Below are 21,414 nucleotides of genomic sequence, written 5' to 3' on the forward strand. Positions count from 1 at the left end.
CCTTTTCGAGCAATCTCGTTCCGTCATGTCCACTGCGCCTGCCCCTGCTGTTTTCAATCCCGACCTGGGCTTTGCCGCCGGTGGTGGCGAAATGGGCGCCGTAGTGCGCGGGTTCGACTGGACCGACACGCCGCTCGGGCCGCTGGAAACCTGGCCGCAGTCGCTGCGCACCGCCGCTGGCATGATGCTGGCCGCGCGCCACCCGATGTACGTGGCCTGGGGGCCGCAGCTGGCGCTGCTCTACAACGACAACTACCGCGAAGTGCTGGGCGCCAAGGCCGACCAGCCGCAGCAGATCCTGGGGCAGCCGTTTTGCATGGTATGGGCCGACGTGTGGCACCAGGTCGGTCCCATGCTGGCCGCCACCATGGCCGGCGAGTCGCTGTGGTACGAGGACCAGCCGTTTACGCTCACCCGCAACGGTTACGCCGAACAGGTGTACGCCAGCTTTTCCACCAGCCCGATCCGCGACGAGTCGGGCGCGATTGCGGGCGTGCTGTGCGTGTGCAGCGAAACCACCGGCAAGGTGCGCCAGGTGGAGGAACGCCTGCGCCTGCTCGACGAGATCGGCGAAGCCACGCGCCTGGCCGCCGAACCGGTCACCATCATGGCGCACAGCACCCGCCTGCTGGGCGAGTACCTGGAAGCCACCCGGGTGGCGTACGCCGACCTGGAGCCCGACAACGACCGCTTCACCATCCGCCACGACTGGACCATCGAAGGCGCGATCAGCACGGTAGGTGTGTATTCGCTGGACCTGTTCGGCTCGCGCGCGACGTCCAACCTGCGGGTGGGGCGTACCCTGCTGATCCACGACGTGGACACCGAACTGGCGCACGGTGATGGCTACGAAATGTTCAGCCAGATCGGCATCAAGGCCATCATCTGCTGCCCGCTGGTCAAGCAGGGCAGGCTGGTGGCGATGATGGCCGTGCACCAGCAGCAGCCGCGCACCTGGACCCGCGACGAGGTGGCGCTGGTGGAAGCCGTGGTGGACCGCTGCTGGGCCCACATCGAGCGGGTGCGCTCGACCGAGGCGCTGCGCGAGGCCGACCGCCGCAAGTCCGAATTCCTGGCCACGCTGGCGCACGAACTGCGCAACCCGCTGGCGCCGGTGCGCAACGCGGTCGAGCTGCTGCGCATCGGCTCTGACAAGCCGGGCCTCAGGGAGCGCATGCTGGCCACCATGGAGCGCCAGGTCGGGCACATGGTCCACCTGATCGACGACCTGCTCGACATCGCCCGCATCAGCAGCGGCAAGGTGGTGCTGCAAAACGCACGCGTGACCCTGCAGTCGGTGGTGGCCAGCGCGGTGGAAACCAGCCTGCCGCTGGTGGAGGCGGCCGGGCACGAACTGGCGCTCGATCTGCCTGCACAGGCGGTCTGGCTCGAGGGCGACGCCGTGCGCCTGAGCCAAGTGCTGAGCAACCTGCTCACCAACGCCGCCAAGTACACGCCGCAGCCGGGCCGCATCGGCGTCGCTGCCAAGGCGGTTGATGGCATGGCGGTGATCAAGGTCACCGACACCGGCATCGGCATCGCGCCCGAGGCGCTGGAAGCGGTGTTCGAGATGTTCGCCCAGGCGCCGCACAGCATCGGCATCTCCAAGGGCGGCCTGGGCATCGGCCTGTGCCTGGTGCGCCACCTGGTCACGTTGCACGGCGGCAGCGTGATGGCGACCAGCCCCGGCCCCGGCCAGGGCAGCACTTTTACCATCCGCCTGCCGCTGGCGGCGGTGGCGGCCGCGCTGCATGATGAAGGTCAGGCGCAGCCGGCGCCTGCGCGCGCATCGTTGCGGGTACTGGTCGCCGACGACAACATCGACGCCGCCGACACCCTGGGCGACCTGCTCGACGCCATGGGTTGCCAGGTGCAGGTTACCTACGACGGCGAGCAGGCCGTGAGCGCCGCCCCGGCGTTCGCGCCCGACCTGGTGTTTCTCGATATCGGCATGCCGCGCCTTGACGGCTACGGCGCGGCCCGTGCGCTGCGGGCAATGTCGGCCATGGATGGGGTAAAACTGGTGGCGCTGACCGGCTGGGGCGCCGAAGACGACCGCGCCCGTACCGGGGCGGCGGGCTTCGACCACCACCTGCTCAAGCCGGCCTCGCCGGAGCAGGTGGCGGCAGTGCTCACTACCGTCACGCCGGGCGCAAGACGCTCTTAATCCGGGAACCGCTCGTTGATGGCCAGCGCTGCATCAATATTGGCCACCAGCAGATCGACAAAGTGCGGATCGAGGTGCCGGCCGGCCACGTCGCGCAGGTGTTGTACCACTTGCGCTACCGGCCAGGCGTCCTTGTAGCAGCGCTTGTGCATCAGTGCGTCGAACACGTCGGCCACCGCCACGATGCGCGCGTACAGGTGGATGTCGTTGCCCTTGAGGCCTTGCGGGTAGCCGCTGCCGTCGTATTTTTCGTGGTGCTGGTGGGCGATCACGGCGGCCGCCTTCAGGATCGGCCGTTGCGAGCCGTCCAGGATCGACAGGCCCACCGTCGGGTGCTGCTTCATGATTTCCCACTCGTCCGGATCGAGCTTGCCCGGCTTGAGCAGCACCGAGTCCGGCGTGGCGATCTTGCCGATGTCGTGCATCGGCGCGGCATGGCGCAGCACCGCGGTTTCGTCGTCGGGCAGGCCGGCGGCGGTGGCCAGCAGGTGGCACACCTCGGCCATGCGGCGCACGTGGTTGCCGGCCTCGTGCGAGCGCGATTCCACTACGTCGCCCAGGCGCAGGATCAGCTCGGCCTGGGTGTCGGTGATTTCCTGGGTCAGCAAAATATTGTCGAAGGCGATCGCCACGCCGGAGCAGAATACCTCCAGCAGCTTGGTGTCGATCTCGGAAATTTCTTCCACGCCCTTGAGGATCAGCAGCGACGCCTTGCCGCTGCTGTTGGGGAAGTAGCCGACATAGGTGTCGCCTTCCACCCGCGAGATCTTGTTGCTCTTGGCGACATCGAGCTGGGCCAGTACGGCCGGGCTCAGCAAGGTAGCGTCGGTGTCGCCGATCTGGGCCAGGATTTCGTAGTCGTTCACGCCGCCAATCGCGGTGGCTGCGCGCAGGCGCAGCAGCATGCTGTGTTCGAGCCGCAGCAGCGCCACCACCTGCTGCAGCAGGCCGTTGGCGAAATCCTTGAGGTTGCGCTGCTGGAAAATATGGGCCGAGGCGGCGATCACGCGCTCGAGGCCTTCGCGGTAGTTCAGCTGCTGCAGGCGCGCTTCTTCCACCTTCATGATGTCGCGGTAGGCGCGCAGGGCGGCAAAGGTGGTGGTAAACAGCTTGGTGCGGTCGAGCTCGGTCTTTTCCTTGTAGTCGTTGATGTCGTAATTGACGATCACGCGCTCTTCGGGCGCCTGGCCGGGCTGGCCGGTGCGCAGCACGATGCGGGTGAACTGGTTGTCCAGGTCCTCGCGCATCCAGCGCGCCACTTCCAGGCCGCTGTCCTCTTTTTCCATCACCACGTCGAGGAACACCAGCGCGATATCGGTCTCGCGCGCCATTATCTCCTTGGCTTCGGCGCCGCTGTAGGCGTGCAAAAAGGCCAGCGCACGGCCGTCGAGGCGAAAGCGGTTCAGGGTCAGCTTGGTAATGTCATGGATGTCGGGCTCATCGTCCACCAACAGGACTTTCCATGGTGCTAACTTTGGCGCTGCAGAGGACAAAAAAGACATGGGCATTCCGCAAGAGGTGGCTACAACAAGTTTTCGATTGTAGTCCCACCCATTGCTATTGACAACAGGCAACAACAGCCAGCAAAAAAAATCACGTTAGAACATGCAACACTTCTGTCACAAAAAACCCGCAGGGCTTGCGCGCTGCGGGTAAAAGTACAACTGAAGCAGGGAGTATCAGCCCAGCAGCGGGAAACCCGTCAAGTAGCCGACTGCGGCGCCGTAGCGGTCGCGGTAATTGGCGCGGATCAGCGGGTCGAGCGTGGTGCGTACCTTGGCGTGCAGCGAGCTCGACCAGTCACCGGCGTGCTGGAAGTTGCTCATAATGTAGGCAAAGCCGTTCATGTCATCGACCGCGTGCAGGCCGGTCGATTCTGCGCCCGACGGCGTGGACAGCAGGCGCGTGAGCACCTTGGTGTCGACGTTGTAAGCCCACAGGAAGTTGTTGACGTGGGTGCCGCTGTCTTCGCCGACGAACAGGGTGCGCAGTTTTTCCGAGAACTTGATGTTGTCCGGATTGGCGACCTTCTCGGCATTGGCGGTGTTGCCCAGCGCATCCGGCGTGGCCAGGTCTTCGCTCAGCAGGCCCGGCACGGCGGCCATGTCCACCGGCACCCATTCGCTGTCGATGGCGGCGCCGCTCAGGTCTTTTTGCGCGGCCTTCATGTTCAGTGCATACACGGCGCCGGCGCTCGGGCCCTTGATCGAAATGCCGCCCGAACCGTTGGTCATGGCCGAACCGATGGCCGCAATCGCCGAGTAGGCGATCTTGTCCTTGGCGTTGACGGTCGTGCCTTCCATCTTGGTAAAGCCCATGCTGCCACCGGCCAGGGCGGCGTAGCGGTGGGTTTCCAGGAAAGCGGCGGCCTTTTCCATGCCCGGCTTGACCTTGACCCAGTTGCTGCGGCCGTTGAAGGCGATCTTGGTGAAGGTGGCGTCACTCGGATCGGCGGTGCGCACGTCCATGATGTCGGCCGCTTTCAGGGTGTCGGCCAGGGCCTTGATTTCGGCGCTGGTGGCCTTGCCCAGGCGGATCCATTGCAGGTCGGCCGAGCCGCCGTTGTCGGTGGTTTTCTGCAGCCACTTGGCCACGTACAGGGTACCGCTCGACAGGTCGCGCGCCTTGTCGGCCACGAACATGAACAGGCCGCCGTTGGTGGCGTCGTCGCCCATCAGCGCGGTGCGCTCGTCGGGCATCACCTGCACCAGCTCGTGCGAGATGCGGCCCATGCAGTAGTGCTTCTTGATGCTGCCGGTGCCGTCCGGGTTGACCGTGATTTCCGGCATGTGGCCGTAGTGGTAAGGGTTGGCGCGGGTCGCATCGCCGTACAGGCTGCGCGAAAAACCGGCGAACTGGCTGTCGGTAGCGACGAGGGTCGCATCCGGCTCGTACTCTTCGCTCGACAGGTGGGTGTTCCACGGCGAACGGCTGGCGCCGCAGGTGATCCACAGGCCGTTGACGCTGCTGGTATCGACGTTGTGGTACTTCACCAGCGTCAGTGCGCCGGTGGTCTTGTCCTGGTCCAGCGTGAGCACGGCGATCGGCGACGGCAGCATGCCGTACATCGAGTCACCCTTGAGGTTGCTGGACGCATATTCGAACTGCACCACCGCGAACACGGTGTTGCCCTTGACGCCGGCCACGGTGGGCGCGTCGAGCTTGAGCAGCGAGGTGCCGTCCGGGCAGTCGGAGAAGAACTGGCGTGGAGTGGTTCCGCTGTTGTCCATGATCGGACGGTTGTTGATGTCGTAGTAACCGCCCGACAGGACGGTGCCACCGCTGCCGTTGGGCACCATGGCGCCGGTGATGAAGAAGGTCTGGTAGGCCAGCGTATAGGCCTGGGTCTTGCCGTCGGAATAGGTGGCGTTCATGCCCGAGGCAACCGTCGTGGTGGCCATCCTGGCCGGATCGGCCAGGCTGGGGGCGGCCATGCCGGTAAAGGTGACGGACATCAGCTTGGTGGCCGGTGCGACGCTGTCGTTGCTGCCGCCGCAGGCGGTCAGCAGGGCGGCGGTGGCGCCGCCAGCCAGCGGCAGCAGCGGCATGCCGGCAAACAGTTGAACAATGCGACGGCGGGACAGATCGGGCGACTCGGTCATAAATATTCCTGGAAATAGGCCATTACTGTGCCGGCGGCGGCGCGGCATCATCCGGGATGGTGGCGCATCCCGACGGCCGAGATAGTAACTATCTGATATGACACCACCATGACATGCGGCGACGATTGGTAACAAATCGCGTCAAACCGTGCCGCGCGCCGGCAAACGGGCTATATTGTTTACCTACGAATGCAGTTCATGAAGGAGTGCGCCATGCGCTTGAAGATCACATCCACCCTGGCGGCCTTGCTGGTGCTGGCCGCCACCACCGGTGCGGCCTGGGCCCAGGTCAGTGTCAGCTATGTCAAGCCCGACGAATTCATCGATATGCCGCACGGCCAGATCGACCGCGAACGCGTGCTCAAGGAGTTTACCCAGTATTTCGCCACGTTCGATAAAAAGCTGCCGGCAGGCCAGCAACTGAAGATCGAGGTGCTTGATATCGACCTGGCGGGGCGGCTGTGGCCGCGCCGGTCGGGAGGCGAGGATATCCGCATCATGAATGGCGGCGCCGACTGGCCGCACATGAAGCTGCGCTATACGCTGGAAGAAAACGGCGCGGTGCTGCGCAGCGGCGAGAGCGACCTGTCGAACATGATGTACCAGCAGCGCGCCACGCGCCTGTCCGACAGCGATCCGATGCGTTATGAAAAGCAGATGATCGACGACTGGTTCGAAAAAACCATTTTGCCGAAAGTCGCCGCCAACTAGTCCTGGCGGCGGCACCGCGCGTCAACCTATCCGGTTGACGCGTGGGAACTTGGCAGCGAAAGCGGCCGGCATCGGCGCCACTTCGCCGGTGCGGTAGTTGAAGAACACGAAGCCATACTTGGCCATGGCCACCAGGGTCGAGTCGCGCGGACGCGTGACCCGGAACGTGATGTCGCCGCCGTAGCGGTTGAAGTCCATGACTCCCACCTCGAACAGCAAATGGTCGCGCGCATGCGCTTCCGCGCGGTACGCCGTTGCCAGGTCGGTGACGATGATGCCGGCGCCGCTGCTATCCATTTCCTGCACGCCGAATTCCGCCAGGAATTGTGCACGCGCTTCCGAAATCATCGACACCATCGAATCGTTGCCCAGGTGATTGGCGGCATTGATGTCGGTGTGGCGCACGGTAAGCTGCGTTGAAAAGTAATACTGGTCGTCCGGAAAATCGAGTGTGAGGCGGGCCATGGCGGTCCTTACAGTTGTTCGCTCAGGAAGACCAGCGTGTGGCCGTGTGCTTCGGCAGCGGCGCGCTGGTTGTACGAATCGCGGTGATTGCAGTTGAAACCGTGCTCGGCGCCTTGGTACACGTGGATTTCGACCGATTCCACGCCTTCGAAGCGCTCGGCGATGGCTTTGACCGCCTCGTTCGGGATATGGCTGTCGGCGCTGCCGAAATGCATCAGCAGCGGTACCTTGACCTGGTCCGCGCGGTCGAGGCCGTTCTGGATGCCGCCGCCGTAATAGGCCACGGCGGTATCGACCAGGCCGTCGGCAGCGGTGCGGTACGACAGCAGGCCGCCCATGCAGTAGCCGACCGAGGCGATCTTCTGGCCGGCCGTGCCTTCGTGGGCGCGCAGCGCCTTGACGCTGGCGGCGATGTCGGTCTGGGCCTTGTCGAAATCGAGTCCATTCATCAGTTCCACCGCGCGCTTCCAGCCGGCTTCGTCGTAGGCGAGTTCGATGCGGGCCTCGGCGCGCCAGAACAGGTCGGGCGCGATCACCACGTAGCCGTCGGCGGCGTACTGGTCGGCCACATTACGGATGTGCTGATTGACGCCAAAAATCTCTTGCAGCAGGACGATACCCGGACCCTTGCCGCCGCGCGGCAGCGACAGGTAGGCGCCGAATGTGCCGTCCTCGGTGGTGACATCGATCCATTGCGAATTCGTTTCCATGGTGTTCCTTGTACGTGATCGGTAAAGCGACCATCGTACCGTGTTTTCGGCGTTGTTGCCGTACGCCTTTGGATATGGATGGGACATCGGGCAGCAGGCTGCTCGATGTCCCGGATTAATAGACTTCGCGGGTGTAGATGACGGGGCCGGAGCGGTAGATACCAAAGGTGGCATTGCCAACCGTGGCGGGCAGGTAGGTGATCCAGTCGGGGCAGCTGGCGCCGGTCGGGCATTGTCCGCGCAGCGAAATGCCGACCGAGCCCGGACCGATGCCCGGACCTTGCAGGCGGAACACGGATTTGCCATTGCTAAAGGTTGGTTGGCCGGTGCCGGACAGTTTCAACTGCGCGGCGGCAGTGCAATTGCCGTTGGCGTCGGCGGCGAGCAACTTTTGGCAGTTGCTGTAGCGCAGCGAGTTGAGGTCCAGTGACGGCGCCGGCAGGGCAAAGGCGGGGTTGAGCCGGTAGCCGCCGTTGAGGTAGAACCGTGCCTCCATATGCATCGGCATGGGCGCATTGACGGCGCCGAAATTGGGGGCGATATAGAGCTGGCCGCTAATGGCAGTCAGTTCCAGCTCGGCCGGCGCGGTGCGCGCCGACGTCACGCCGTCGGTGTCTGTGGCGCGCACGACGAAGCGGGTGGGATTGCTGGGCGTGCTGGCTGCGGCAAAAGCGAAGTAGGGCAGGTTGAGCGGGTTCTGGCTGTCCTTGACCAGCGTGCCCACGCCGCCGGCAAAGGTAAAGCGCGTGGTGGTGGTGGTGGTGGTGGGCTCATCGCTCCAGCCCATGCCGTCGATCTCCACGGCTTTGACGGTGGCCGTGTCGACGGAGTTGCTCCAGCTACGCAGGGTAATGGTTCTGGCATAGACGCCCGAGTAGTTCTTCGTGAGCGCACCGGCGCTGTTGTAGGCGGACACCACGAGCTGGAACGGTTGCCGGGAATAGACCAGGCGTTTGCTACACGGTTGCACGATGCCGCCGGTCTTGGTGCAATCCATGGTGTCGCCCGCTGCGGTGTCGGTCAGCGGCTGCGGCAAGGTGGTGTCGAAATGATCGGGGATGAAGCGGCCGAGGTCGAGCGTGCCCCTGGTTTCGAAATCCGGCCTTGAAATGCCCATATAATAGGTGGGCGGCTTGGTGCCATTTGTAGTGCTGGTGCTGGGGTTGATGTTGGTCGCCGTGATCGTGATTTTACCCACCTCGTCGAAGGTGTAAGGGCCGCTGGCAGTGCCATCGGTGATGACAAAGCTGCCTGCCAGCTTCCCCACACCACCGGTCGGCTCGGTCACGCTGATAGTTTGCTGGACGCTTTCCCTGGTGCTCTCCTTGCCAAAATTCTTGGTGACATTGGCGTCCATATTGCTGGGATTGTCCGGCAGCGCGTTGACAGCCGAGATCTGCAGCGTGAACTGTTCGCCGGCGCGGGCGAACACGCCGGCGGGCAGCGCGGGGGTGGTGCCAACACGGGTAGCCTTGAGCCGGAACGCTTTGGGCGCCACCGTGAATGCGGTGCCGCCTGCCGGCGTGCTGGCGCCAAGATTGCCGCTGGTGTAGCTGGCCGACAGGCTGACTTTGCCGACCTCGGAATATTGCAGGTTGGCGGTCGCCAGGCCGTCCGCGTTGAACTTGAGCGGCACGCCGGTGCTGCCGCTGCCGCAGCTGACGCTGGTGTAGTTGGCAGCGTCGGAATTCTTGAGCGCCATCCCCGGCTTGGCGGCGTTGGCCGGGTCGATCTGGCTGCAGCTGAAGTTGACCGTGGCGGTGGTGCTGGCCACCAGCGGCACGCAGGTCTTGCCGGCATTCGGTGCGGGGGCTGACTTGAGCGCCTGCAGCGTGACGTTGGCGGCGGTCATCGAGACATGGTCGGGAACGGTCAGCGCCAGGCCGGTGTCGCTGAACACCATGTCGCACGAGGTGCTGGCGGTGCCCGAGGCGCCTACGCAGGTGGTCGGATTGGGCGCCCCGCTGGCCGACAGCGTGGCGGTACCAGCCGTGCTGCGGCTGACGCTGGCTGCGCTATTGCTGCCGCCCGTGATGGTGAACTCGGCGCCGCCCGGTTGCAAGGTGGTCTTGATGCTGCTGTTGTATAGCGTCGAACAATCGGCGTTGCTGCAGGCGGTGACAGTCACCATCTGCGGCTGGCAGGTGAGGGCGTTGCCGCTGTGGGTGATCTGGAAGTGGTGGGCGCTGGCTGGGGCAGCGGCGGCGCAGGTGGGACTGTAGTTGTAGGTTGATGAGTAGGTGACACAACTGCATTTCTGGGGATTGGGAGGATTTTTGCAGGTGATGACTTTCGACACGGTGCCGCCGTAGCCGAAATAAATGGAATTGACGGTGGCATTGCCGTTGATTCTGGCATTGGAGTCGCCGGTCTTGACGTTATTGGCATCGAGGTCGCCATTGATCACGGTGCTGTTTTCCAGCAGCGTATCACCGGTGACGGTGACATTGCCGTTGATAGTGGCGTTGGCTGAACGTAAGGTCAGCGAGCCGGCATCGACCTTGCCGGTCACCGTGTTTCCGGATGCAAAGTCGGCCAGGCCAGCGATCTTGACCGCGCCGGTGATTTTGACGTCAGAGTCGGTGCTGATCGACGCCCCGCTCAGGCCGCTGGCCACGGTGACCCTGGACTCGAGTCTGATGGCGCCGGTGGCGATCAAAGAACTGCCCAGTTTGGCATCTGCCCCGACAGTGATGTTGCCGCCGGAAACAGCTCCGGTGACCTGGGTGCCACTGACCAGATTGACGTTGCCTGTGGCGATAATCGTACCGGTAATCTTCGACGACGAACCGACGATATCAACCGTGGCGCCGATAATGTTAGCGGTGATGGTTTTGCCGTTACCCAGCGAGAAATTGCCCCCAGCCTTGATGGTCGCGCCATCGGTGCTGAAATTGTTCTGCTGCGTATTGGTGATGTCGATTTTGTAGCTGCCGGTGGTTTCCAGGCGCGCCGTTCCGGTCATCTTGATGTCCTGGAAATAGCCCATTACCAGGTCTGCGGTGACCAGCACCGTGTAGCCGCTGGCGATCTCTGCCGTGTCGTTGTCGCCGCTGAAAATCGTCGAGCAGGTGTAGGTTGTTCCGCTGAGCGTGCAGGTGGCCGGTGGCTTGCCATTGCCGGTGAATTTACTCGCCTGCGCGGGTTCGGCAAACGCTATCGTCATTAACAGGGTGCAAAAAGCTAACCACAAGACTCGCAACATTATTTCTCTCAGGTAAAAACGCCTGCCTGAATTATAGGCGCTTTACCCTGAGAAATTGCCGTGTGGCACAGTCCTGTGGCTAATAACGCACGATTACTTCGCGCGCTTCACCTTGCCGAACGCCTCGCCCGCCTTCCACGTCTGCATCGCCGGCGCATTGGCGACGTAGTAGCCGAGGTTGAGCGTGAATTGCGCCTGCTGCACCATGCCCGACAGGTCCCACTGCGGGCGGTATTCGTCGGTGACTTGGTGATAGTCCTTTTTAAAGGCCACCAGCTTGGCGCGCGAGGCTTCCAGGTCTTTGACGAAGGTGAAATGGCCGTCGCCCGAGAACACGGCCGAACCGACGTTAAAGGCCGGAATGCCCGCCTTGGCAAACACGAAGTGATCGGCGCGGAAGAATGCACCGGACAGGTCGGGGATCGCCGGCGCCAGCGTCAGGCCCATTTTTTTCGCCACCGCGCCAGAGGCTTCGTACAGGCTGCTGCGCTCGGCGCCGGCCACGCCGATGTCGGAGGTCTTGCCGACGAAGTTCATGCTGTCGAGGTTGAGGTCGGCCGTGGTTTTGTCCAGTGGCCAGGCCGGGTTTTGCACGTAGGCGGCAGCGCCCAGCAAGCCTTGCTCTTCGGCGGCCGGCCACAGGAACACCTGCGTGCGCTTGGCCGGGTGCTTGACCGCTTCGGCTGCCATCACCAGGAGGGCGGCCGTGCCCGAGGCGTTGTCGATGGCGCCGTTGTAGATGTGGTCGTGCTGGCCATTGTCCACGGGTTTGGTCCGATCCGCGGCAGAGGCCTCGTCCATGCCCATGTGGTCCCAGTGCGCCGAATAGATCACCGCCTGTTCCTTGAGGCTGGCGTCGGTGCCGGGCACGATGCCGGCCACGTTGAATTCCTCGATCTGGCGCACGCTGCTGCGCAGCTGGCCGTGGACGCGGGTGTTCAAATCCACCGGCTTGAAGTCGCGCCGCTCGGCCGCTGCGCGCAGCTTGTCGAGGTCGAAGCCGGCGGCGGCGAACAGCGAGCGCGCCGTGTCTTCCTGCAGCCAGCCTTCCACCGGGTTGCCCTTGCCCTTCAGGTGGAAGCGCTCGTGGCCGAAGCCATTGGCCGGCACGCTCCACGGGTACGATGCCGACGGCGTGGTGTGGATCAGCAGCGCACCGGCGGCGCCACGGCGCACGGCTTCCTCGAACTTGTACAGCCAGCGGCCGTAATAGGTATAAGCCTTGCCGGCGAAGCGGTTCGGTTCATCAAGCGTCGGCTGCGGGTCGTTGACCATCATGACCAGGACCTTGCCCTTGACGTCCAAGCCCTTGTAGTCGTCCCACTTTTCCTCGGGCGCCTCGGCGCCGTAGCCGACGAACACCAGCGGCGCGTCGATCGCCACGTCCTGTTTGCCGCTCATGGTGCCGATCAGGATTTCCTCGCCCACCTTGGGGGTGACGGTTTTGCCGGCGATATCGAAACTGAGGGCGCTGCCCGGCAGCAGTTTGGTGCCTTCGATTTTCACGGACTGGCGGTAGGTGCCGTCTGCCAGCGGCTTCAAGCCGATCGCGGCCGCCTGCGTTTCCAGGTAGCGTACCGCCAGCAGGCCGCCACGCTGGCCGGTGCCGCGTCCCTCGAACAGGTCGTCGGCCAGGAAGGACAGGTGGGCGCGCAGCGGCGCTTCGGTAACGACCGGCTGCCCGGCCTGGGCATGGGCGGTGGCCTGGAAAGCAAGGCCGGCGGCGAGGGCGAACATGGTAAGGCGCATGGCAACTCCGTGACGTGAAAGCGGACCATCTTACTGTAAATCGGCGCTGCTTGTAAGCAAGTGTAAGCGTGCGTAACGGTGTGTAATGATGGTCAACGCTGGGCAGGGCGGCGGCGTTTTTTGCTCATGACCGACGTAACAAGCGGCCATGAAAAAAAAGCAGGGTCAGTTACCAGAAAACTATATAAACGATTTTTACGATATTTAAGGATTTCACATCATGAACAAAATTGCCGCTACCCTGATCACCTCCCTGTTCGCCGGCGTCGCTTTCGCCCAGACCCCGCCGCCAGCACCGGCTCATACTCCAGCGCCAGCCCCGATGGCAGCGCCGGCCGCACCGGCAGCCACCCCGGCGCCTGAAGCCAAGCACACCGAAAAGCACGCCAGGAAGGCACACGACAAGAAAATGAAGCCGGCCAAGGCCCATGCTGAAAAAGACGGCGCGCCAGTGCCGCCAGCAGCACCGGCAGCACCAGCAGCACCAGCCGCACCAGTCAAGTAATACCCGAGCCGCCGATCCGTCATCCTCGCGTATGCGGGGTCCATAGGCCGCTTGTGTTCAGGCTCAGTATGGATCCCCGCCTTCGCGGGGATGACGGATTTCAGTCTAACGGTCCTTGGCCTTCTAGCGCTTCAACTCCTCCAGCAACGCCTGGTGAAACATCGCCGGATCTTCCATCTGCGGCGCATGTCCTTTGCCCGGGAATTCCACCAGCCGGCTGTCCGGTATCGCTTTCGCCGCCTGCTTGCCCAGCACCTTGTAGTTGCCGATCTTCGCTTTCACTTCCGGCGGCGCGATGTCGGCGCCGATGGCCGTGGTGTCGGCGTCGCCGATCAAGAGCACCGTGGGCACCTTCAATAGCGGGAACTCGTACACCACCGGCTGCGTATAAATCATGTCGTAGATCAGCGCCGAATTCCACGCCACCACCTGCTTGCCCGGACCGTTGGACAGGCCGGCCAGCATGTCCACCCAGCGCTCGTACTCGGGTTTCCACTTGCCGCCGTAATAGGTTTTGCTCTCGTACTTGCGGATGCTGTCGGCCGTAGTTTTCAGTTCGCGCTCGTTCCATTGATCGACGCTGCGAGGCGGCACGCCGAGCGCCTTCCAGTCTTCCAGCCCGATCGGGTTGACCATCACCAGCTTGGCCGTCGCCTGCGGGTACATCAGCGCGTAGCGGGTGGCCAGCATGCCGCCGGTCGAGTGGCCGATCATGATCGACTGTTTGACGCCCAGGTGCTTGAGCAGGGCATCGGTATTGGCGGCCAGTTGCTGGAAGCTGTACTGGTAATGTTCGGGCTTGCTCGACGCGCAAAAGCCCACCTGGTCGGGCGCGACCACGCGGTAGCCGGCGCCGGTCAACGCGGTGATGGTCGCTTCCCAGGTGGCGCCGCAGAAGTTTTTGCCGTGCAGGAGCACGGCGGTCTTGCCGTCGCCGGGCCCCTTGGCCGCAGGCGCGACGTCCATGTACGCCATCTGCAGCTTGACGCCCTGCGACGTGAAGTCGAACTGCTCGAGCTTGTGCGGATAGGTAAAGCCTTCCAGGCGCTGGCCGTAGCTGTAGTGGTCGTTGGCGGCGGCGGCCAGCAGCGGCAGGCTCAGGGTGGCCAGGGCCAGCGCCCTGGGCATGGACGAAATAATCATGTTGGCAATCTCCTATGGTGGGCAGCGGACAATATAGGTCGAGGGGGTGGTTTCCACCCTTAAACGGCACTTAAATGGCAGGTTTTCAAGCAAAATAACGCTCAAATGGCTGAGACAGAGTAAACTACGCACAAATTTCTTTCGCAATTAGGCGATTCGAACATACTTGTGAGTGACGCCATGTCTGACACCCCCACCTCCCCGATTACCCTGTTTTCCGACCTGAACCTGAGCGAGCCGCTGATCCGCTCGCTCAAGGACGTCGGTTACGAAACCCCGTCGCCGATCCAGGCCGCCACCATTCCGCTGCTGCTCGATAACCAGGACGTGCTGGGCCAGGCCCAAACCGGTACCGGCAAGACCGCCGCTTTCGCGCTGCCGATCCTGTCGCGCATCGACATTCGTCAAACCTCGCCGCAGGCGCTGGTGCTGGCCCCAACCCGCGAACTGGCGATCCAGGTCGCCGAAGCGTTCCAGACCTACGCCGCCCACATTCCCGGCTTCCACGTGCTGCCGATTTACGGTGGCCAGAGCTACGGCCCGCAATTGTCGGCCTTGCGCCGTGGCGTGCACGTCATCGTCGGCACCCCGGGCCGCGTGATCGACCACCTGGACAAGGGTTCGCTCGACATCTCCAAGCTCAAAACCCTGGTGCTCGACGAAGCCGACGAAATGCTGCGCATGGGCTTTATCGACGACGTCGAACGCATCCTGCAGGAGACCCCGGCCACGCGCCAGACCGCGCTGTTCTCGGCCACCATGCCGTCGGCCATCCGCCGCATCGCCAACACCTACCTGCGCAATCCGAAGGAAGTCACCGTTGCTGCCAAAACCGGCACCAACGAAAACATCCGCCAGCGCTACTGGCTGGTCTCGGGCATGCACAAGCTCGACGCGCTGACCCGCATCCTGGAAGCCGAAGATTTCGACGGCATGATCATCTTCTCGCGCACCAAGCTCGGTACCGAGGAGCTGGCGCAGAAGCTGCAGGCGCGCGGCTTCTCGGCCGCAGCGATCAACGGCGACATCCAGCAGGCGCAGCGCGAACGCACCATCGCCCAGCTCAAGGAAGGCAAGATCGACATCCTGGTCGCCACCGACGTCGCCGCGCGCGGACTGGACGTGGAACGCATCAGCCACGTGGTCAACTACGATGTGCCGCACGATCCGGAAAGCTATACCCACCGTATCGGCCGCACCGGCCGCGCCGGCCGCAGCGGCGAGGCGATCCTGTTCATCACGCCGCGCGAAAAAGGCCTGCTGAAAATGATCGAGCGCGCCACGCGCCAGCCGATCGACATGCTCGAACTGCCGACCATCCAGGCTGTCAACGACGTGCGCATCGCCAAGTTCAAGCAGCAGATTACCGAAACCCTGGCGCAGGGCGAGCTGGAACAGTTCCAGTCGCTGATCGAAGACTTCGAACGCGAACAGAACGTGCCGGCGATCGAAATCGCCGCCGCCCTGGCCAAGATGGCCCGTGGCGACGTGCCGCTGCTGCTCGACAAAAAGCAGGTCACCCAGTGGGAAGAGCGCCCGGCCCGCGCTACCAGCAGCTTCGACCGCCCCGAACGCGGCGACCGTTTTGACCGTGGCGACCGCAGTGACCGCTTCGATCGCGGCGACCGTCCCGACCGTGGCGAACGCCCGGACCGCAGCGAGCGCTTCCCGAAAAAGGAACGCATCGTGCGTGCCCCGGACGCCGGCATGGAAACCTTCCGCATCGAAGTGGGCTACCAGCACGGCGTCAAGCCGGGCAATATCGTGGGCGCCATCGCCAACGAAGGCGGTATCGACTCGAAGAACATCGGCCGCATCGAAATCTACGACGACTACAGCGTGCTGGACATGCCGAGCGACCTCGCTGGCGACGTGCTCGACCACCTGGCCGGCATCAAGGTAGCAGGCCAGCAGTTGCGCATCAGCCGTGACAGCGGTGGTGCGCCTTCTTCCGGTGCCGCTGCCGCTGCGCCGTCGGCACCGTCGGCGCCAGCGCCGGCATCGGCGCCGGCTCCGCGCGCCACCCTGGCCCGCGCCGCCAAGCCTGCGCCGGCCGCCGCCGCTGGTCCTGCCGCGTCGCCACTGTCGCGCACCGTGGCCGCTGCCGCCAGCGAGTTCGACGACGAAGCACCGAAAAAGAAAAAGGACAAGCCAGCCAAGGCCACCTTGCCGATGAGCGCTTTCCGCGTGGAAGTGGGCAGCGTCAACGCCGTCACCCCGGCCAACATCGTCGGCGCCATCGCCAACGAGACCGGCCTGGAAGCGCGCCTGATCGGCCGCATCGAGATCTTCGACACGTATTCGATGCTGGAACTGCCGGACGGCATGCCGAACGAGCTGTTCAAGAGCCTGGGCAAGGTCTGGGTCGGTGGTTCGCAGCTGAAGATCAGCCAGGTGGACCGCATGCCGCCGGAGTCGGGCAAATCGACGCCGCCCAAAGCGGCCGCGCCGAAAAAGAAACCGGCGCCGGGCAAGAAATACTGATCCTGTCGTCACGCAGAACACCATGAAAGGGCCGCAAGGCCCTTTTTCTATTTCCGCAGATTATTTCCGCACATCTACGGTGCTGCGCTGCACCAAGAAAAAGCTTGTGAAAGTGCAAACGTGGTGCCTGGCGCGATGTTGGCAAAGTGTTCTCATAGGAGAACGCGGGGTGGCCCGCTTATTGCATGATGACTTGGCACAAATGTGATAAACGGTGCGCTTGACGCGCCTCAACCTGGAGACAAGTCGTTGAACCGGAGCTTAGCCATGACGCCATTCAGTAAGCTGTGGAATACCTTTGTCGATGCGATCAAGCCGCCGCTGTTGCGGCAACACAGCGATGCGGGGACGAACATCATCATGATCGATACCCGGCCATTCACCATGTCGCGCAAGGATCTCTGATGTTACTGCGCAACGATCTGCTGCACTACCCGCAGCCATCGGCGCGCACCGTCCGCGTGTTGTGGATCGACCCCGGCCAGCGACACGCTTACGTGTATGACGTAGCGGCGCGCTCGGCCGAGGTGGAACTGGTTCAGTTGCCGGCGTTGCTCGCCGACTTGCGGGATGGCCGGGCCAGCGTGCTGCCGGCCGATCCCTACCTGATGGTGGTCAGCCAGGAAATGCTGCCGCCCAAATACCTGCAGCTGCGCGCGCGCGCCTGGGACATCATCGCGCCGCTGGTGGCGCAGGAGCCCGACATTTACGATGCGCGCCAGCGCGGCCAGATGATCGCCCGCGCCACCGCCGAACACCAGGTGTCGCACCCCACCATTTACCGCTACCTGCGCCGCTACTGGCAGCGCGGGCAAACCCCCAATGCGCTGCTGCCCGACTACTGCAATTCCGGGGGCAAGGGCAAGGTGCGCCAATCGTCGGAAGGCGTCAAGCGCGGCCGGCCGCGCAAGAACGGCGCCGACGACGGCCCGGGCCTGAACGCCGACGAGGACATTCGCCGCATCTTCCGGGTGGCGATCGCCCGCTATGCGGCCAGCCACGACAAGTTCTCGCGCCTGGGCGCCTACCAGCAAATGCTCGACGAGTTCTTCATCGAACGCCGCATCGACCCCGTGAGCGGCCGGGTGCAGACCGCGCCGCAACGGCGCGCCGCCATGCTGCCCACCTTCGGCCAGTTCAATTACTGGCTCGACCACGACGACGACCGCCCGCCGGAAGTGGCGCGCCGCAGCAGCGGTAGTGGTTCCCGGGCCGGCAGCGGCATCATGGCCGACGCTGCACCTGCGCTGCGCGCCACAGCGCTGTCGGCCCCCGGCCGCCCCGGGGCCAGCTACCAGCTCGACGCCATGCGCGCCGACGTGCAGCTGGTGTCGCGCGCCGACCGCGAGCAGGCCATCGGCCGTCCTCATATTTACGTGGTGCAGGATGATTACAGCCGCCTGATCACCGGCGTGCACGTGGGCCTGGGACCGGCCAACTGGCCGCAGGCGATGCTGGCGCTGGCCAACTGCGCCGCCGACAAGCAGCGTTACAGCCAGCAGTACGGCCGCCGCATCGAGGCCGGCCAGTGGCCCGGCCGCCATCTGCCCGACACGTTGTTCGTGGCCGCACCGCTGGCCGCGCTGGCCGGCGCCGAGTGGGGCGACGGCGGCACGCTGCGCACCAACTTCAACCTGCGCTGCGTGACCGCCGACCACGGACCCGGGGACTGGCAGGAAGTGCTGGCGCGGCGCTTCCGGCTGCTGGCGCCCGAGGTGGCCCATGCCGCCAACGGAGCCAACGCTCTGGTGGTTGGTGCGCCGTGCCGGCTCGACGGCGTGCTCGATGTGGCGCAGTTCACCCGTATCGTCATCGACTGCATCCTGTACTACAACCACCGCCAGCCTGCGCCGGATACGGCGGCACCGGCGACCCTGTGGGACTGGGGCGTGGAGCACCGCGGCGGGGCGCTCAAGACCTATCCGGAGCACCTGGTGCGGTGCAGCCTGATGCCGGTGGCCACTGCCATGGTGAGCTGCGACGGCATCGCGTTCGCCAACAGCAGCTATACCTGCGCGCGCGCCGTGCAGGAGCGCTGGTACGAGCGCGTGCGCCAGCGCGGCGGCTGGCAGGTGAGGGTGGCGCACGATCCGTCCAACCTCGATACCGTCTACCTGCTCGACGCCGCCGCGCCGATGCAGTTCCACGCCTGCCACCTGGCCGACGCCACCGGCGTGCGCCGCCAGCTGAGCGCAGCGGAAATGGCGCACTTGCCGCCCGCTGCTGCAACCAGTGCACCGGCGGATGCCATCATCCGCACCAGCGCTACCGCCCTGGTCAGCTTCGCCGGCTGATTCTCCTTCGCCTTTTCGATCCCTTGCACCGCAATGCACCACCGCCATCTGGTGGTGCGTGCGTTCGCGTACCGACGACTTTTCGGTAACCCGCATCGCCACAAATAAAGTCTGTTTCAGGTGAATAAAGTTTGTCGCCGGACGCGCTCTGCGACGTGCTGCAAGCGGCCGCAATGCGCTACCGAAAAAACTTTGTTCGATGCGGCAGGCGTTGCAGAACAAGGCTCGCTTTGGCGGCGAATGATGTTTATTTGGCTTTCCAATATGGCACGCTGCTTGCTATGAAGAGGACTACGGAGACGCTAGTGACTCCAGGGTTTTTTCAGCACAAAGTCGAGGAAAGCAGATGCAAAGCAAAACAGTAAAACCATTTAAACCGTTTAGCTCTTTTACCCGCAGAGACTTCCTGTACCGGGCCGCAGCGGTGGGCGGCACCAGCTTGCTGTTGACCACCATGAATGCATGGGGCATGGGCATCAACTCCACCGTGTCGGCGCCGCCGGCACTGACCGGCAGCGGCAAGGGCAAAAAAGTGGTGATCCTGGGCGCCGGCCTGGCCGGTCTCACCGCTGCCTACGAGCTGGGAAAACTGGGCTACCAATGCCAGATCCTCGAAGCGCGCGACTTTGCCGGTGGACGTTGCCAGACCGCCCGCAAGGGCTTTGCGCTGACCGAGCTCGGTGGCGAGAAGCAGACCTGCGCTTTCGACGCCGGCCAGTACATCAACCACGGCCCGTGGCGCATTCCGCTGCACCACCAGTCCACGCTGCACTACACGCGCCTGTTCGAGGTGCCGCTGGAAGTGATGGTCAATGAAAACGACCACTCTTATGTGTACTCCGAAAACGCCGGCCCGTTCGCGGGCAAGCGCATGCGCATCAAGGAGGTCAAGGCCGACATGCGCGGCCACGTCGACGAACTGCTGGCCAAGTCGATCAAGAACAAGCAGCTCGATCAAACCCTGAGCGCCGACGACCAGCGCTTGCTGCTCGACTACCTGGTGCACGAGGGGCATTTGTCCTCCACCGATCTGACTTACAGTGGCCGTCCCGGTCGCGGTTACACCGTCTATCCGGGCGCCGGCATGGAGCCGGGACCGGGCAAGGCGTCCGACCCGCTGGGTTTCAAGGACCTGCTCGAATCGAAGCTGGGCAATGTGTACAGCGCGGTGCACGACTTCCCGATGCAGGCCACCATGTTCCAGCCGGTGGGCGGCATGGACGCGATTCCGAAGGCGTTCGAAAAGCGTCTCGGTAAAGTGATCCGTTACCGCGCCGAAGTGCAGACCATCCGCCAGAACGACAAGGGCGTGACCATCGCCTTCAAGGACACTGCCAGCGGCAAGGCCGGCAGCGTCACCGCCGACTACTGCCTGTGCACGATTCCGTTGTCGGTGCTGCGCCAGATCGATACCGATTTTTCGGACAAGTTCAAGAAGGCCGTGGCCACCGTCGCCTACGCCCCGGTGGGCAAGATCGGCCTGCAAATGAAACGCCGCTTCTGGGAAGAGGACGACCAGATCTACGGCGGCCATGTGCTGACCGACCTGCGCGGGATTAACACCATCTCGCTGCCGTCGTCGAACTGGCAAAAGCAGAAGGGCGTGGTGCTCGGCTACTACCAGTACCAGACCGCCGCCATCGAGATCAGCGCCTTGAGCCCGGCCGAACGCGCCGAATTCGCGGTGGCCGCCGGCGAGAAGATCTTCCCGCAGTACCGCAAGGAATACGAGAACGCGTTTTCCGTGGCGTGGCACCGGGTGCAGTACAACCTCGGTGGCTGGGCCGAGTGGACCGACAAGACCCGCGCCGCCGCGTACCCCACGCTGGTGGAAGGCGAGGGCCGCATCATGCTGGCCGGCGAACACCTGAGCTATCTGACCGGCTGGCAGGCGGGCGCCATCGAATCGGCATGGCAGCAGATCGCCCGCATCCACGCGAGGGCCAGCGCATGAAGCCTGTGCTGACAACCGCCCTGATGAGCGCCGCCGCGCTGGCGGCCACCGCGCTGCTGGCCGTGGCGCCGGCGCGCGCGCAAGCCCCGGACGGCAAGGCGCTGTTCATGAAAAACTGCGCGGCCTGCCACCAGGCCAGCGGCAAGGGCATCCCGGGCGCTTTCCCCGCCCTGGCCGGCAGCAAGTTCGTTACCGGCGACCATGCCGAAGTGGCCGGCGTCCTGCTCAAGGGGCGCGGCGGCATGCCGGACTTTTCCGAAACCATCAGCGACCGCGACCTGGCCGCCATTCTCACCTACGTGCGCGGCGAATGGGGCAACAAGGCCGACGCGCTGACCGAAGACGAAATCCACAAGCTGCGCACCGCGCTGGGCGTGGCGCAATTCGGTACCGCCGAAATGTCGAACAAACATTAAAACCACGAG

15 protein-coding genes are annotated in these 21,414 nt (G+C 64.1%); 8 read left to right on the forward strand and 7 right to left on the reverse strand.

Features of this window, described 5'->3' with window-relative positions; all coding sequences use genetic code 11:
• Positions 1 to 25 precede the first annotated feature (25 nt).
• Positions 26 to 2,167 carry an ATP-binding protein gene (locus J2X54_RS04090; protein WP_310178155.1) on the forward strand — a complete coding sequence of 714 codons (2,142 nt, stop codon included), beginning with the start codon at positions 26 to 28 and terminating at the stop codon, positions 2,165 to 2,167.
• Here J2X54_RS04090 and J2X54_RS04095 read toward each other — a convergent pair.
• On the reverse strand, positions 2,164 to 3,669 hold the full coding sequence (locus J2X54_RS04095) for an HD domain-containing phosphohydrolase (protein ID WP_310178157.1): 1,506 nt from the start codon (positions 3,667 to 3,669) through the stop codon (positions 2,164 to 2,166). The genes J2X54_RS04090 and J2X54_RS04095 overlap by 4 nt on opposite strands.
• A gap of 177 nt (positions 3,670 to 3,846) precedes the next feature.
• On the reverse strand, positions 3,847 to 5,769 hold the full coding sequence (locus tag J2X54_RS04100) for an alkaline phosphatase PhoX (RefSeq protein ID WP_310178160.1): 1,923 nt from the start codon (positions 5,767 to 5,769) through the stop codon (positions 3,847 to 3,849).
• 213 nt (positions 5,770 to 5,982) lie between these two features.
• Between J2X54_RS04100 and J2X54_RS04105 the strand changes: the two genes are divergently transcribed.
• On the forward strand, positions 5,983 to 6,480 hold the full coding sequence (locus J2X54_RS04105) for a DUF3016 domain-containing protein (protein ID WP_310178162.1): 498 nt from the start codon (positions 5,983 to 5,985) through the stop codon (positions 6,478 to 6,480).
• A gap of 21 nt (positions 6,481 to 6,501) precedes the next feature.
• On the opposite strand, the gene J2X54_RS04110 is transcribed toward J2X54_RS04105, so the two are convergent.
• The 4 genes from J2X54_RS04110 to J2X54_RS04125 all read right to left on the reverse strand — a co-directional run bounded on the left by J2X54_RS04110 (position 6,502) and on the right by J2X54_RS04125 (position 12,609).
• Positions 6,502 to 6,945, reverse strand: a complete 444-nt coding sequence (locus J2X54_RS04110; protein ID WP_070247349.1) for a thioesterase family protein — start codon at positions 6,943 to 6,945, stop codon at positions 6,502 to 6,504.
• An 8-nt stretch (positions 6,946 to 6,953) separates the two neighbouring features.
• Entirely contained in the window at positions 6,954 to 7,655 is a 702-nt protein-coding gene (locus J2X54_RS04115; protein WP_310178165.1) for a dienelactone hydrolase family protein, read from the reverse strand.
• 115 nt (positions 7,656 to 7,770) lie between these two features.
• Positions 7,771 to 10,821 (reverse strand): DUF6701 domain-containing protein, encoded by a 3,051-nt coding sequence (locus J2X54_RS04120; RefSeq protein WP_310178167.1) that lies wholly within the window; start codon positions 10,819 to 10,821, stop codon positions 7,771 to 7,773.
• A gap of 132 nt (positions 10,822 to 10,953) precedes the next feature.
• Positions 10,954 to 12,609: a M28 family peptidase gene (locus J2X54_RS04125; protein WP_310178168.1), complete on the reverse strand. Its 1,656-nt coding sequence runs from the start codon at positions 12,607 to 12,609 to the stop codon at positions 10,954 to 10,956.
• A 220-nt stretch (positions 12,610 to 12,829) separates the two neighbouring features.
• Here J2X54_RS04125 and J2X54_RS04130 point away from each other — a divergent pair, with 220 nt between their 5' ends.
• On the forward strand, positions 12,830 to 13,114 hold the full coding sequence (locus J2X54_RS04130; RefSeq protein WP_310178170.1) for a hypothetical protein: 285 nt from the start codon (positions 12,830 to 12,832) through the stop codon (positions 13,112 to 13,114).
• 123 nt (positions 13,115 to 13,237) lie between these two features.
• Here J2X54_RS04130 and J2X54_RS04135 read toward each other — a convergent pair whose 3' ends face one another.
• Positions 13,238 to 14,257 (reverse strand): alpha/beta hydrolase, encoded by a 1,020-nt coding sequence (locus tag J2X54_RS04135; RefSeq protein ID WP_310178172.1) that lies wholly within the window; start codon positions 14,255 to 14,257, stop codon positions 13,238 to 13,240.
• Between the two features lie 180 nt (positions 14,258 to 14,437).
• Here J2X54_RS04135 and J2X54_RS04140 point away from each other — a divergent pair, with 180 nt between their 5' ends.
• The 5 genes from J2X54_RS04140 to J2X54_RS04160 all read left to right on the forward strand — a co-directional run bounded on the left by J2X54_RS04140 (position 14,438) and on the right by J2X54_RS04160 (position 21,405).
• Positions 14,438 to 16,741 carry a DEAD/DEAH box helicase gene (locus J2X54_RS04140; protein ID WP_310178175.1) on the forward strand — a complete coding sequence of 768 codons (2,304 nt, stop codon included), beginning with the start codon at positions 14,438 to 14,440 and terminating at the stop codon, positions 16,739 to 16,741.
• A gap of 267 nt (positions 16,742 to 17,008) precedes the next feature.
• A complete protein-coding gene (locus J2X54_RS04145) occupies positions 17,009 to 17,146 on the forward strand; it encodes a hypothetical protein (protein ID WP_167359063.1) in 138 nt (45 codons plus the stop codon).
• Entirely contained in the window at positions 17,146 to 19,035 is a 1,890-nt protein-coding gene (locus tag J2X54_RS04150) for a Mu transposase C-terminal domain-containing protein (protein ID WP_310178178.1), read from the forward strand. Before J2X54_RS04145 ends, J2X54_RS04150 begins: the two co-directional genes overlap by 1 nt.
• 346 nt (positions 19,036 to 19,381) lie before the next feature.
• Positions 19,382 to 20,989: a flavin monoamine oxidase family protein gene (locus tag J2X54_RS04155; RefSeq protein WP_310178180.1), complete on the forward strand. Its 1,608-nt coding sequence runs from the start codon at positions 19,382 to 19,384 to the stop codon at positions 20,987 to 20,989.
• Complete coding sequence (locus J2X54_RS04160; protein WP_229255341.1) at positions 20,947 to 21,405, forward strand: cytochrome c; 459 nt, start codon at positions 20,947 to 20,949, stop codon at positions 21,403 to 21,405. The genes J2X54_RS04155 and J2X54_RS04160 overlap by 43 nt, the downstream gene beginning before the upstream one ends.
• Positions 21,406 to 21,414: the final 9 nt, after the last annotated feature.

The organism is Duganella sp. 3397 (assembly GCF_031456625.1).
GTDB lineage: Bacteria > Pseudomonadota > Gammaproteobacteria > Burkholderiales > Burkholderiaceae_D > Rugamonas > Rugamonas phyllosphaerae.